Source organism: Nocardiopsis sinuspersici, from assembly GCF_001998325.1.
GTDB classification, from domain to species: Bacteria; Actinomycetota; Actinomycetes; order Streptosporangiales; family Streptosporangiaceae; genus Nocardiopsis; species Nocardiopsis sinuspersici.
Genome location: NZ_MCOK01000001.1, coordinates 3,002,948 through 3,016,254 on the forward strand (window position 1 = coordinate 3,002,948; position 13,307 = coordinate 3,016,254).

10 protein-coding genes are annotated in these 13,307 nt (G+C 72.3%); 7 read left to right on the forward strand and 3 right to left on the reverse strand.

All coding sequences use genetic code 11. The annotated features are described in order from the left end of the window. Nucleotides 1-88 precede the first annotated feature (88 nt). The gene (locus NOSIN_RS12900) at nucleotides 89-1,210 is read left to right on the forward strand and encodes a COX15/CtaA family protein (protein ID WP_077690977.1); all 1,122 of its coding nucleotides are present in this window, start codon (nucleotides 89-91) and stop codon (nucleotides 1,208-1,210) included. Here the strand turns inward: NOSIN_RS12900 and NOSIN_RS12905 are convergent. Beyond that, complete coding sequence (locus NOSIN_RS12905) at nucleotides 1,137-2,432, reverse strand: PrsW family intramembrane metalloprotease (protein WP_077690978.1); 1,296 nt, start codon at nucleotides 2,430-2,432, stop codon at nucleotides 1,137-1,139. The two genes, NOSIN_RS12900 and NOSIN_RS12905, sit on opposite strands and share 74 nt — an antisense overlap. A 160-nt stretch (nucleotides 2,433-2,592) precedes the next feature. Between NOSIN_RS12905 and NOSIN_RS12910 the strand changes: the two genes are divergently transcribed. Beyond that, nucleotides 2,593-2,991 carry a hypothetical protein gene (locus tag NOSIN_RS12910; protein ID WP_077690979.1) on the forward strand — a complete coding sequence of 133 codons (399 nt, stop codon included), beginning with the start codon at nucleotides 2,593-2,595 and terminating at the stop codon, nucleotides 2,989-2,991. Nucleotides 2,992-3,126: 135 nt separating this feature from the next. Here NOSIN_RS12910 and NOSIN_RS12915 read toward each other — a convergent pair whose 3' ends face one another. Continuing rightward, nucleotides 3,127-4,095 (reverse strand): heme o synthase, encoded by a 969-nt coding sequence (locus tag NOSIN_RS12915; RefSeq protein WP_077690980.1) that lies wholly within the window; start codon nucleotides 4,093-4,095, stop codon nucleotides 3,127-3,129. 709 nt (nucleotides 4,096-4,804) lie between these two features. On the opposite strand from NOSIN_RS12915, the gene tkt reads away from it, so the two are divergent. The 5 genes from tkt to pgl all read left to right on the forward strand — a co-directional run bounded on the left by tkt (nucleotide 4,805) and on the right by pgl (nucleotide 11,474). Beyond that, entirely contained in the window at nucleotides 4,805-6,898 is a 2,094-nt protein-coding gene (gene tkt / locus NOSIN_RS12920; protein ID WP_077690981.1) for a transketolase, read from the forward strand. A gap of 100 nt (nucleotides 6,899-6,998) precedes the next feature. Then, nucleotides 6,999-8,105, forward strand: coding sequence for a transaldolase (gene tal / locus NOSIN_RS12925; protein ID WP_077690982.1), 1,107 nt, complete (start codon nucleotides 6,999-7,001; stop codon nucleotides 8,103-8,105). A 120-nt stretch (nucleotides 8,106-8,225) separates the two neighbouring features. Next, nucleotides 8,226-9,776: a glucose-6-phosphate dehydrogenase gene (gene zwf, locus NOSIN_RS12930; RefSeq protein WP_077690983.1), complete on the forward strand. Its 1,551-nt coding sequence runs from the start codon at nucleotides 8,226-8,228 to the stop codon at nucleotides 9,774-9,776. Between the two features lie 28 nt (nucleotides 9,777-9,804). Next, on the forward strand, nucleotides 9,805-10,731 hold the full coding sequence (locus NOSIN_RS12935; protein WP_077690984.1) for a glucose-6-phosphate dehydrogenase assembly protein OpcA: 927 nt from the start codon (nucleotides 9,805-9,807) through the stop codon (nucleotides 10,729-10,731). Next, entirely contained in the window at nucleotides 10,728-11,474 is a 747-nt protein-coding gene (pgl, locus tag NOSIN_RS12940) for a 6-phosphogluconolactonase (protein ID WP_077690985.1), read from the forward strand. The genes NOSIN_RS12935 and pgl overlap by 4 nt, the downstream gene beginning before the upstream one ends. A gap of 130 nt (nucleotides 11,475-11,604) precedes the next feature. Here pgl and NOSIN_RS12945 read toward each other — a convergent pair whose 3' ends face one another. After that, the gene (locus NOSIN_RS12945) at nucleotides 11,605-13,077 is read right to left on the reverse strand and encodes a UDP-N-acetylmuramoyl-L-alanyl-D-glutamate--2,6-diaminopimelate ligase (protein ID WP_077690986.1); all 1,473 of its coding nucleotides are present in this window, start codon (nucleotides 13,075-13,077) and stop codon (nucleotides 11,605-11,607) included. Between the last annotated feature and the right edge of the window lie 230 nt (nucleotides 13,078-13,307).

Sequence of the window (13,307 nt, forward strand, 5' to 3'; positions counted from 1 at the left end):
TCCGCCTCCCCGGGGAGGCGTCGACACAGGTGGAGGCCGCGCCGGGTCCGGGTAACGGCTTCCGGAGCGATGTACTACAGTCTGTCGTATGTCTGTTTCCCCGGCCTCCGCGGTGCTGGCCGCGAACACGGTCCCTCCCCTCGCGGCGGAGGACATCGCCCTTCTCGGAGCCCCCCTGTGGGTCTGGCAGATCGCGGTCGTGACCGCCGGAGTACTCGCGCTGGTACTCCTGGCGCGCACCATCTGGCACCCCACGCGGAGGTCGCTGCGCGCCTGGGCGCTGGGCAACATCGTGGTCAACGCCGGGATCGCCGTCACCGGCGCCACCGTGCGCGTCACCTCCTCCGGGCTGGGCTGCTCGGAGTGGCCCAGGTGCACCCCCGAGAGCTTCGTGCCCGTCGGCACCGAGCACGCCGCCCTCAACGCCGCCATCGAGTTCGGCAACCGGACGCTCACCTTCGTCGTGCTGGCGGTCGCCGTCATCACGTTCGTCGCCGTCATGCGGATGAGTCCGCGCCGCCGCGACCTGGTCCGGATGGCCGCCGTCGTGCCCTTCGGCGTCCTGGGCCAGGGCGTGGTCGGCGGCATCACCGTGTGGAGCGACCTGCACCCCGCCTCGGTGGCCGCGCACTTCCTGCTGTCCATGGTGGTGGTCTTCGTCACGGTCGCCCTGTACGTGCGCTGCCGGGAGCCCGAGGGCAGGCCGCGCGTGTCCGTCGGACCCATGCTGCACGCGGTCAGCGTCGGCCTGGTCGTGGTCGGCTTCATGCTGCTGGTCGCCGGGACCGTGGTGACCGGCACCGGCCCGCACGGCGGTGACGCGGCCGCCCCCCGCTGGGCCTTCGACCTGCCCGCGGTCACGCGTTTGCACTCCGCGCTGGCCTGGCTCACCCTGGCGGGCGCCCTTCTGGCCACCGTGATCGCCTTCCGCGGCGGCGCCCGCCGACCGGTCCGCAGGAGCAGCGCGTTCCTCCTGGCCGTGGTGGTCCTCCAGGGCGTGCTCGGCTACACCCAGTACGCGCTGGGCCTGCCCGAGACCCTGGTGGTCCTGCACGTCTTGGGATCGACCCTGACCTGGGTCGCCGTCTGCCGCCTGTACTTCTCCACCACGCGCCTGACGCCTCCGGGCCGGGAGGTCAGCGAGGACCCCGCTGACCTCCTGGACCGTGACGCGGGACGTAGTCCTGTTGGGCCCGCGCCTGGGCGATGACGTGCGCGAAGTCGGCACGGCGCAGGAAGCCCGAGTCGGTGGGGCTCTCCGCCCAGCCCGGGTTGACCGGCTGGGGTAGCCGCCCCAGGAAGGTGTCCCGGGCCACGTGCATCAGGGCCAGGAAGGAGTCCCGGCGCGTCTTCCAGTCCCCGCGGGGCCGCCCCGCCTCCAGCTTCTGGTGCAGCAGCGCCAGTTCGGTCGCGGCGAGCTGGTACTCCCTCATCGCCTCGCGGCCCTTGCGCCCGGCGTTGCGCGCCGCCCACTCGCGTGCCTGGCGGCGCCCCTGCAGGGAGCCGAGCATGGCGATGTCGGCCGGGGTGACCAGCCCGGTGGAGACGTAGGGCGGCAGGTGGCGGGCGATCGCGCCGATCTGCCGGTGGCGGTCGCGGGCGGCCAGCGCCAGGATGCCCACGAGCGCGGCGAACAGCACCATGTAGGCGACGGCCAGGCCGTACCAGCCGAAGTAGGTGGACCCGTTCCACATGCCGTGCAGGAGCACCGCCGCCGCCCACCCGGCGACGGGGGCCAGGAGGCGCGCGGGGCCGGTGTGCATGGCGGCGTAGGCCACGCCGATGCCGACCATCGCGGTGTAGACGGGGTGTCCGAACGGGGCGACCAGGCCGCGGATGGCGAAGGTGGCCACCAGGGTGCCGTCGAAGAACGCGCTGAGGAAGTACAGGATGTTCTCGGTGAAGGCGAAGCCGGTGGCGACCATCCCGGCGTAGATGACCCCGTCGGTGAAGGTGTCGAGCTCGTTGCGGCGGCGCCAGAGCAGGATGAGCAGCACCATGCCCTTGGCGCTCTCCTCCACCAGGGGCGCCACCGCCGACGTGCCCAGGAAGTCGCCCAGGTCCCGGCCGAACAGCGGCACGGTGACGTGGGCCAGGCCCCAGCTGTTGAGCAGCAGGGAGGCCACCACCGCCACGCCCGCGCCCCAGGCGAAGGCGAAGAACAGCACCCACCCGGGCTCGGGCTCGATCCGGTCGAGCATGAGGATGAGCGGCACGAGGATGCACACCGGGATGACCGCGGTGACCAGGCTGACGGCGAAGCCGAGCCCCCCGTCGATCCCGGCGGCCGCTCCCCCGGCCAGGGCGAGCAGCCAGAGGTAGACCAGCATTCCGATCATGCAGAGCACGCTGACGGTGGTGCCCAGGATGAGGGTCAGCGAGTAACGGGAGCGTCGGCCCTGCAGGATGGCCTTGCTGTCGAGACGGGGCATGGGCACCGATCGTAGCGGGAGGTGGGACGGCGGCGGATCCCGCCCCCGCGTGACCGGCACGGGGCCTTCCCGCCCGGCTCCGGCGGTGCGGACCGGGCACGGGATGGGGCAGGATCAGAACCGGGCGAAACCACCGATCTCCGAACGGAAAGAGCCGCGCATGGACCGGGCGACCACGAATCCAGCCACCGCGGGCCCGCTGCGGCTTCTGCGCGCGGCCGTGCTCCTGCACCTGGCCGCGATCCTCTGGGAGGGCGCGACCGCCGGACAGTTGGTGACGCTGAACATGGACGCGCTGCCGCTGCACTACTACGGCGCCTTCGGAGTACACGCGCTGGCCGGGTCGCAGGCACTGGCCGCGGCCCTGTACTGGCAAAGGTCCGGACGCGGCGGGGGGATCCCGCGGACGGTCCTGCTGGTCAGCCTGGCGGCTTTCGCGCTGGGCTTCGCGCAGGCGGCGCTGGGCACCTACGGGCCGCTCCAGGCGCACGTCCCCCTGGCGCTGGTCCTGACGGGGATCGCGGCGTGGTCGGCCGTGCTGGCCTGGCGCGGACGCTGACGCCCCGGAGCGGTCGGGGCGGGGAGGCCGGCGGCGTGGACGGGGCCGTACCGGCGGCCCGCGACACGACGGCCGGAGACGACTGTGGCGGCGCCCCGGGACCGGGGCGCCGCCACGGAAAGGTTCGGGGACCTGTCAGCCCAGGACGCCCGCGATCAGCGGGTCCACGGTGACCGCCACGAACAGCAGCGCCAGGTAGGCGTTGGACAGGTGGAAGAAGCCCATCGTCTTGAGGCGGGCCCCGGTCACACCGGCGCGGGAGCGGTGGAGCAGGCGGTGCGCCTGGAAGACCAGCAGCGCGCCCAGGGCGACGGCGACCGCGCCGTAGAACCAGGTGGTGCCCGCAACCGGCCAGAAGGCGACCGACACGATCGCGGTGGCCCAGCTGTAGAGCACGCACTCCAGCAGGACCCGGCGGTCGCTGGCGACCACGGGCAGCATCGGCACCTTGGCCTGCGCGTAGTCCTCCCTGTAGCGCATGGCCAGCGTCCAGGTGTGCGGCGGCGTCCAGAAGAACACCACCAGGAACAGCACGAACGGCGCCCAGTCCAGGCTGTTGGTCACGGCCGCCCAGCCGATGAGCACCGGCATGCACCCGGCGATACCGCCCCACACCACGTTCTGGGCGGTGCGCCGCTTGAGCAGCATCGTGTAGACGAAGATGTAGAACAGGATCGCGAAGACCGACAGCACGGCCGAGAGCAGGTTCACCAGCAGGGCGAACCCGGCGGTTGAGCCCACGGCCAGCACCAGGCCGTAGACGAGCGCGCCGCGCGGGGTCACCAGGTCCATCGCGCCGGGGCGCTGGCGGGTGCGGCGCATCTCGCGGTCGATGTCGCGGTCGATGTAGCAGTTCATCGCGTTCGCGCTGGCCGCCGACATGGTGCCGAAGAGCAGGGTGGCCACCGCGGTCCACAGCGGCGGCACTCCCCCGGCGGCGACGAACATCACCGGGATGGTGGTGATGAGCAGCAGTTCGATGACACGGGGCTTGGAGAGCGCGACGTAGGCGCGGACGTGGGCGCCCAGTGAGGCGGCACCGCGGGGGGCCCGGGGCTCGGCACCGTCCGGGTTCGTTCGCGGAGCGCGGTTGGTCAGGGCCATCAGTGCCGCGTCCCCACGGCCGGACGGCTCGCTCGCGTCCCCACGGGGTGCACCGGCTCGGTTTCAGACACGCGGATACCTCGACAACTCTAGGGGTTTCGACACTGCTCGCCACGCGGGGTCGAGCAGACCGACAAAGCGTCAGGATCGGCCGAAACCCCGTCAACGACATACTGTAGTACTTCCTCGCGGGGACCGAGGACCAGCCCCCTCGGCGGAAGGACTCCCTGATCCCCCGGGGGGAGGCGGGTGCCGACGGGGCCACCGGGTGTACAGCAGGCTCGCACACGCCCCGACACGCTTCCAGCCTGCCACGCACCGCCCGGGAGCGGTCACGACCCCCCGTCCTTCACCCTCGGCGACTGGTTGATCACGGTACGAACTGGAAAGGGCGTACATCACTTCCCTACCTGCCGGTAATGAGAGGTGTCGGGCAGCGACATCCCCGGGGCCGGACGATAGGCTCGATACCGGCCGAACCCGTCGTGGTTCTCAGGCCGCGACGGCCGTCGTTCGGGGGACGACAAGGGGGACGCGTCCGCGCTCCGCGCCATGGTGCGGGCACACCCCCCACGCTCCCCACGGCTCCGCCACGCGGCGGGCCGCTGCGGGGCGCCCGGCGGCGGTTCGAAGACCAACGCAACCGACACACCCCCGCGCCCCGGCCACCGGACGCGAGGGGGTGGCCCGAGAAGGAGAACGAAAGTCCGTGAACGCCCACACCCCGCAAACCCTGGAGTGGTCGGACCTCGACCTCCGCGCCGTCGACACGGTTCGGGCGCTGGCGATGGACGCGGTCGAGAAGACGGGTAGCGGACACCCCGGTACCGCTATGAGCCTGGCCCCGGCCGCCTACATGCTCTTCCAGAAGATCATGCGGCACGACCCCTCGGACCCCGAGTGGACGGGCCGGGACCGCTTCGTGCTGTCGATCGGTCACTCCAGCCTCACCCTGTACATCCAGCTCTACCTCGCCGGATACGGGCTGGAGCTGGAGGACCTCAAGAACCTGCGCCAGTGGGAGAGCCGTACTCCCGGCCACCCCGAGTTCAGCCACACCCCCGGTGTGGAGACCACCACCGGACCGCTCGGCCAGGGCGTCGGCAACGCGGTCGGCATGGCCATGGCCGCCCGCCGCGAGCGCGGCCTGTTCAACCCCGACGCCGGTCCGGGCGCCAGCCCCTTCGACCACCACATCTACGCGTTCTGCTCCGACGGCGACGTCCAGGAGGGTGTGAGCCACGAGGCCAGCGCCCTGGCGGGGACCCAGAAGCTGGGCAACCTCATCATGATCTGGGACGACAACCGGATCTCCATCGAGGACGACACCCGCATCGCCCACTCCGAGGACGTCGCAGCGCGCTACCGCGCCTACGGCTGGCACGTCGAGGAGGTCGACTGGACCGCCGGCGGCGAGTACGTCGAGGACGTCGACGCCCTGTACCAGGCGATCCGGCGCGGCAAGGCCGAGACCGAGCGTCCGACCTTCATCCGCCTGAGCACCATCATCGGCTGGCCCGCGCCCAACAAGCAGAACAGCGGCGCCATCCACGGCGCGGCCATGGGCGAGGCGGAGGTCTCCGCCACCAAGCAGATCCTGGGCCTGCCCGACGAGCCCTTCGCGGTCGAGGACGAGGTCATCGAGCACGCCCGCCGCGTCGTGGACCGGGGCCGGGAGGCCCGCGCCGCCTGGGAGGTCGAGTTCAAGGCCTGGCACGAGAGCGCCGGGGAGCGCGCCGAGCTGTTCGACCGCCTGGTCGAGGGCAGGCTCCCCGAGGGCTGGGAGAAGGCGGTTCCCTCCTTCGAGCCCGACGAGAAGGGCATCGCCACCCGCAAGGCCAGCGGCGAGTTCCTCTCGGCCGTCGCGCCGCTGCTGCCCGAGCTGTGGGGCGGGTCGGCCGACCTGGCCGGGTCCAACAACACCACGCCCAAGGGCGAGCCCTCCTTCCTGCCCTTCGACCGCGCCAGTGAGATGTTCCCGGGCAGCCCCTACGGGCGCGTGCTGCACTTCGGCGTGCGCGAGCACGGCATGGGCACGATCCTCAACGGCATGGCCCTGCACGGCCCCACCCGCCCCTACGGCGGCACGTTCCTGGTCTTCAGCGACTACATGCGACCCGCCGTCCGGCTGGCCGCGATCATGCAGCTGCCGGTCACCTACGTGTGGACGCACGACTCCATCGGCCTGGGTGAGGACGGCCCCACCCACCAGCCGGTCGAGCACCTGTGGGCGCTGCGGGCCATCCACGGCCTGGACGTGATCCGTCCGGCCGACGCCAACGAGACCGCCGTGGTGTGGCGGTCGGTCATCGAGAGGGGCGACCGCCCGTCCGCGCTGGCGCTGACCCGGCAGAACGTGCCCACCCTGGACCGCGAGGAGTACGCCTCGGCCGAGGGCGCGGTCAAGGGCGGCTACGTGCTGGCCGAGGCCGACGGGGACGCTCCCGAGGTGATCGTCATCGCCACCGGCAGCGAGGTGCAGATCGCCCTGGAGGCCCGCAAGGCCCTGCAGGAGGCCGGCACGCCCACCCGCGTGGTGTCCATGACGTGCGTGGAGTGGTTCGAGCGCCAGAGCGAGGAGTACCGCGAGCAGGTGCTGCCGTCCTCGGTGCGCGCCCGCGTGTCGGTGGAGGCCGGAATCGCCATGGGCTGGCGCGAGTACGTCGGTGACGCCGGCGAGTCGGTCAGCCTGGAGCACTACGGCGCCTCCGCCTCGTACCAGGTCCTGTACGAGAAGTTCGGATTCACCTCCGAGGCCGTCGTCGAGGCCGCCCGCAGGAGCCTCGCCAAGACCGGAAGCTGAGCCCGGCGGGCCCCGCCGGACACCCCGGCGGGGCCCGTCCCACTTTTGACGTGTGCGACCGGGGGCGGCACCTTCCGCCCCTAGGAAGGCGTGAGAACCCATGAGCAACGCACTCCGAGACCTGTCCGAGGCGGGCGTGTCCGTCTGGCTGGACGACCTCAGCCGGGAGCGGCTGCGCAGCGGCAACCTGGCCGAGCTGATGTCGACCCACCACCTGGTCGGCGTCACCTCCAACCCCACCATCTTCGACAAGGCGCTCGCCGAGGGCGACGCCTATGACCAGCAGGTCCGCGAACTGGCCGTGCGGGGCGTCTCGGTGGAGGAGGCGGTCCGCATGATCACCGCCTACGACATCCGCTGGGCCGCGGACACCCTGCGCCCGGTCTACGACTCCACCGACCGCGTGGACGGACGGGTCTCCCTGGAGGTGGACCCGCGTCTGGCCGGTGAGACCGAGCGCACGGTCGCCGAGGCCAAGGCGCTGTGGTGGCTGGTGGACCGGCCCAACATGATGGTCAAGATCCCGGCGACGGCCGCGGGCCTGCCCGCGGTCACCCAGGCGCTGGGACACGGCATCAGCGTCAACGTCACGCTGATCTTCTCCCTGGAGCGCTACCGCCAGGTGATGAACGCGTTCCTGGAGGGCATGGAGCTCGCCCGCACCAACGGCCACGACCTGTCCCGGATCCAGTCGGTGGCCTCGTTCTTCGTCAGCCGCGTGGACACCGAGGTGGACAAGCGCCTGGAGGCGATCGGCACCGACGAGGCGCTGTCCCTGAAGGGCCGGGCCGCACTGGCCAACGCCCGCCTGGCCTACCAGGCCTACGAGGAGGTGTTCTCCTCCCCCGAGTGGAAGGCCCTGGAGGCGCACGGCGCCAAGCCGCAGCGGCCGCTGTGGGCGTCCACCGGCGTGAAGGACCCCTCCTACGAGGACACCCTCTACGTCAGCCAGCTGGTGGCCCGCAACACCGTGAACACGATGCCGCAGGCCACCCTGGACGCCACCGCCGACCACGGCGAGATCACCGGCGACACCGTGCTCGGCACCTACGAGCGGGCCCGGGCCGACTTCGCCGCCCTGGAGAACGCCGGGGTGGACCTGACCGACGTGTTCGCCGTACTGGAGCAGGAGGGCGTGGACAAGTTCGTCAAGTCCTGGGAGAGCCTGCTGAACGAGCTGTCGGCCAAGCTCGACGAGTCCGTCTGAGCCGCGGCCCCTCCCCCGGTCGGTCCGCGCCCGCCCGTCTCCGCCGGGACGGGCGGGCGCGGACCCGGCCATCCACCGGCCACTCTCGACAGGAAGACGGGATCCGTGAAAGAACCGGTGATGCCCGGAGCGGTACCCAACCCGCTCCGCAACGCCCTGGACCGCAGACTGCCCCGCATCGCCGGACCCAGCGTGCTGGTGCTCTTCGGCGTCACGGGCGACCTGGCGCGCAAGAAGCTCCTACCGGCCGTCTACGACCTCGCCAACCGGGGCATGCTGCCTCCGGGCTTCGGCCTGGTGGGGTTCGCCCGCCGCGAGTGGGAGGACCAGGACTTCGCCGAGCAGGCCTACCAGGCGGTGCGCGAGCACGCGCGCACCCCCTTCCGCGAGGACGTGTGGCGCCAGCTGAGCGAGGGGATCCGGTTCGTCCAGGGCGATCTGGACGACGACGACGCCTTCGACCGCCTGGCCCACTGCGTGCACGAGATGGACTCCGCGCGCGGCACCGGCGGCAACTACGCGTTCTACCTGTCGCTTCCGCCCAAGCTGTTCCCGACCGTGGTCAGGCAGCTCGACCGCTGCGGCCTCGCCGAGGCCAGTGAGGAGGAGGCGACGAACGGTGTCAGGCCGTGGCGGCGGGTCGTGATCGAGAAGCCGTTCGGACACGACCTGGAGAGCGCGCAGGAGCTCAACTCGGTGGTGGACCACGTGTTCCCGCCGACGTCGGTGTTCCGCATCGACCACTACCTGGGCAAGGAGACGGTCCAGAACATCCTGGCGCTGCGCTTCGCCAACACCCTGTTCGAGCCCCTGTGGAACCGCAGCTACGTGGACCACGTGCAGATCACCATGGCCGAGGACATCGGTGTGGGCGGCCGCGCGGGCTACTACGACGGCATCGGCGCGGCCCGCGACGTCATTCAGAACCACCTGCTGCAACTGCTGGCGCTCGTGGCCATGGAGGAGCCCATCTCCTACAACGCGGACGCGATCCGCGCGGAGAAGGAGAAGGTGCTGGCGTCGGTGTCGCTGCCCGAGGACCTGGAGACGGGCACCGCGCGCGGCCAGTACGCGGCGGGCTGGCAGGGCGGCGCGTCGGTGCGCGGCTACCTGGAGGAGGAGGGCATCCCCTCCGACTCGGTGACCGAGACCTACGCGGCGCTGAAGCTGGCGGTGGACACCCGGCGCTGGTCGGGCGTGCCGTTCTACCTGCGCACCGGCAAGCGGCTGGGCCGCCGTGTGACGGAGGTGGCGCTGGTGTTCCAGGCCGCGCCCCAGCAGCTGTTCCCGCGCTCCGACGTCAGCGAGCTGGGGCAGAACGCCCTGGTCCTGCGTATCCAGCCGGACGAGGGAGTGACGCTGCGGTTCGGCTCCAAGGTGCCGGGGGCCAGCATGGAGGTCCGCGAGGTGAGCATGGACTTCGCCTACGGGCAGTCCTTCACCGAGGCCAGCCCCGAGGCCTACGAGCGGCTCATCCTGGACGTGCTCATCGGCGACCCGCCGCTGTTCCCGCGCCAGGAGGAGGTCGAGCTGTCCTGGCAGATCCTGGACCCGGTCGAGGAGTACTGGGCCAAGGCGGGGCGCCCCGAGCAGTACGGCGCGGGCACCTGGGGCCCGGAGTCGGCCCATCGACTGCTCTCCAGGGACGGACGCCAGTGGCGGCGCCCGTGAACAGCCACCAGACCGCCGGGAGGAACCCGTGACGCTCTACCTGCCGCACACCACCACCTCGCAGATCACCGAGGCGCTCATGTCCGAGCGGCTCAGCGTGGGCGGCGGTGCCATGAACATGGTGCTGACCCTGGTCATCGTCACCGACGAGGCCGACCACTACGACGCCGTGCGCGCCGCCACCGAGGCGGGCCGCGAGCACCCCTCACGCGTGGTGGCGCTGATCCGGCGCGACCCCGAGGCCGAGCCGGCCATCGACGCCGAGATCCGCCGTCCGGGCACCTCCGGCCCCGGTGAGGCCGTGCTGCTGCGGCTGTACGGGCAGCTGGGCGAGCACGCCGACTCGGTGCTCACCCCGCTGCTGGTACCCGACGCGCCGGTGGTGACGTGGTGGCCGGGCGTGGGTCCGGCCGATCCGGCCGCCGACCCGGTGGGGCGCCTGGCCCAGCGGCGGATCACCGACGCCCTGCGCGCCCGGAACCCCCTGGGGGACCTGGTGGAGCGGGTGTCCCACTACAGTCCGGGCGACACGGACCTGACCTGGACCCGGCTGACGCCGTGGCGTTCGCTGCTGGCCAGCGCCATGGACCAGCCGAGCGGGTGGGTGACCTCGGCCAGGGTGACCGCCGAGTCGCACTACCCGAGCGCCGAGCTGATGGCGGCGTGGCTGACGGACCGGCTGGAGGTGCCGGTGGAGCGCGACGTCTCCAACGGCCCCGGCCTGACCGAGGTGCGCCTGACCACCGACCAGGGGGACATCGTGATCTCCCGGGTGGACGGCCAGGTGGCCACACTGTCGCGGTTCGGGCAGCCGGACCAGACGGTGGCGCTGGCACGGCGCAACGCCTCGGGGGCCCTGGCCGAGGAGCTGCGCCGTCTGGACCCCGACGAGATCTACGAGAGCGCGGCCCACCACCTGGGATCGCTGCTCTCCGGAAGCGGAGCAAGAGGATGAGCGAACCGGAGATCGTCCGCCACTCCGACGCGGGGGCGCTGGCCGACAGCGTCGCGTTGAAGCTGGTGAACATGATCGTCCAGGCCGAGTCGGACAAGCGCGACTTCCACCTGGTGCTGACCGGGGGCGGGATCGGTATCCGCACCCTGGAGGCGGTGCGCGACCACGCCAAGGAGGCCGGGATCAGTTGGTCCCACGTGCACCTGTGGTGGGGCGACGAGCGGTTCCTGCCGGACAAGGACCCCGAGCGCAACGAGACCCAGGCGTGCGAGGCGCTGATCGACGCGGTCTCCGTCCCGCCGCACAACGTGCACCCGATACCCGCCTCCGACGGGATGGACGGCGACCACGTCGAGCACGCGGCCACCCGGTACGGCCGGGAGATGGCGGTGGCCGCGCGCGGCCGGGGGCCCGTGCCCGCCTTCGACGTGTGCCTGCTGGGCGTGGGCCCGGACGCGCACGTGGCCTCGCTGTTCCCGGGCCTGCCCGGTGTGCGCGAGGAGGAGGCGTCGGTGACCGCGGTGCACGACTCGCCCAAGCCGCCGCCGCAGCGGATCTCCCTGACCATGCCCTCGATCCGGGCCGCCCGCGAGGTGTGGGTGCTGGCCTCGGGTGAGGGCAAGGCCGAGGCCGTGCGCCTGGGCCTCGCCGGAGGAAGCGTGGACGAGGCCCCCGTGGCCGGTGCGCGCGGCGCGGAGCGGACCGTGTTCTGGCTGGACGAGGCGGCCGCCTCGAAGCTGTAGACGGCCCCGACACCGTGGCAGGCCCCGACGCGGGTGACCGCCCCGGCCCCGCGCGGGGCCGGGGCGGTCGTGTGTGCGGCGGCCGTCTCCCGCCGAACGGTGTTCCCCCGTGGAGGGGAGGGGCACGGCGTCAGGCGCGGGAGATCTCGCGTACGGCCGTCATGTCGTCGAAGGGGAGGAGGTCGTCGCCGACGCTCTGGTACGACTCGCTGCCCTTGCCCGCGACCAGGACGACGTCCCCGGGACGGGCCGAGGACAGTGCGAGGGCGATGGCCCCGTGTCGGTCGCCGACCCGCTCGAAGGGCGTGCCGGTCGCCTCGATGCCCGGGACGACCTGGTCCATGATCGCCTCCGGGTCCTCGTAGCGGGGGTTGTCCGAGGTGAGCACGCACAGGTCGGAGTAGGTGCCCGCGATCTCGCCCATCCGGACGCGCTTGGTGGTGTCCCGGTCGCCGCCGCAGCCGAAGACGGTGAGCACCCGGTGCGGGGCGAACCCGCGGATCGTGTACAGGACCTTGTCCAGCGAGTCGGGCGAGTGGGCGTAGTCCACGATGACGGAGACCCCGTCCGGGGTTGCGAAGTGCTCGAACCTCCCCGGGATCTGCGGCATCCGGTCGAGGGCGTCCACCAGGCCCTCCAGGTCGTGCCCCAGGAGGTGGCAGGCCGCCACCGCGGCCAGCGCGTTGGACACCGAGAAGCGGCCGGGGATGGGGATCGCCGCCGGGTACTTGCGCTCGCCGTGGTGCAGGACGAACCGGGTCCCCGAGGCGTCCACGACCAGGTCGGTCGCCCGGTAGTCCGCGTCCGCCTCGATGGCGTAGGTGGTCACGGCGCCGGGCATCATGGCCGGGATCGTGGCGCCCACGGGGTCGTCGGCGTTGACCACGGCGCGCCGGCACATGCCCTGGAACAGGAGCATCTTCGCCTCCTGGTAGCGCTCCATCGTGCCGTGGTCGTCCAGGTGGTCCTGGGTCAGGTTGGTGAAGACCCCGACGTCGACGAAGGAGCCCTCCACCCTGTGGTTCAGCAGCCCCATCGACGTCGCCTCCAGCACGACGCTGGCGCTGCCCCGGTCGCGCATGCACGCCAGCAGGTACTGGAGGTCCGGCGCCTCCGGCGTGCTCAGCACCGACCTCGGCATGAGGATCGGGTCGCCGCCGGTCCGGGCGCCGGAGGTCCCGATGACCCCCACCCGGGCGCCCTCGGAGATCCTCAGCAGCGACTCGTATATGGACGACACCGACGTCTTGCCGTTGGTGCCGGTGACGGCGACCACGTCCATGGCGCGCCCCGGCTCACCGTGGTAGCGCGACGAGACGAGTGCCGTCGTGACCCGCGCGTCCGGCACCCGGACCACGCACACACCGGGGTCCGCCGGCCGGCCGGACGGGTCCGGTCCCTCGACGAGGACGGCGACGGCCCCGCGGGCGACCGCCTCCCCGACGGCCTCGGGGCCGCCCTCGGGGTGTCCTGGCAGGGCGACGTAGAGCGAACCGGGGGTCACACGGTCGGCGTCCAGGCACGGCCCCGAGGTGATCGGGATGTCCTGGTCTCCGTGCAGTACCTGGTGGTCGTGGCCGTGCAGCAGCTCGCTCAACTTCACGAGGGGTCCCTTCGAGAGTGGCGCGGCCGGCCTCGTGGGCACGGCCGCACCCGTGGGCGCAGCCGGCGGAGCCGGCTGGCGGGGAGGGTGGTGCGGGACTGGATGGGAGGGCCCGGTCCGGGCTCCGCGCGGGGGCCCGGCCGAAGGCGGAGAGGCGCGCGTCGTGCGCGGGGAGTGACGGGCCGCGGGTCGCGGGGCCACGGAGACGGCGCCCGCGGGGGGCGGCCGGA

Bases quoted from the DNA above. Each gene is read 5' to 3' on its own strand.
- NOSIN_RS12905 (WP_077690978.1), bottom strand. From the start codon at position 2,432: ATGCCCCGTCTCGACAGCAAGGCCATCCTGCAGGGCCGACGCTCCCGT.
- NOSIN_RS12900 (WP_077690977.1), top strand. From the start codon at position 89: ATGTCTGTTTCCCCGGCCTCCGCGGTGCTGGCCGCGAACACGGTCCCT.
- NOSIN_RS12915 (WP_077690980.1), bottom strand. From the start codon at position 4,095: ATGGCCCTGACCAACCGCGCTCCGCGAACGAACCCGGACGGTGCCGAG.
- pgl (WP_077690985.1), top strand. From the start codon at position 10,728: ATGAGCGAACCGGAGATCGTCCGCCACTCCGACGCGGGGGCGCTGGCC.
- NOSIN_RS12910 (WP_077690979.1), top strand. From the start codon at position 2,593: ATGGACCGGGCGACCACGAATCCAGCCACCGCGGGCCCGCTGCGGCTT.
- zwf (WP_077690983.1), top strand. From the start codon at position 8,226: ATGCCCGGAGCGGTACCCAACCCGCTCCGCAACGCCCTGGACCGCAGA.
- tal (WP_077690982.1), top strand. From the start codon at position 6,999: ATGAGCAACGCACTCCGAGACCTGTCCGAGGCGGGCGTGTCCGTCTGG.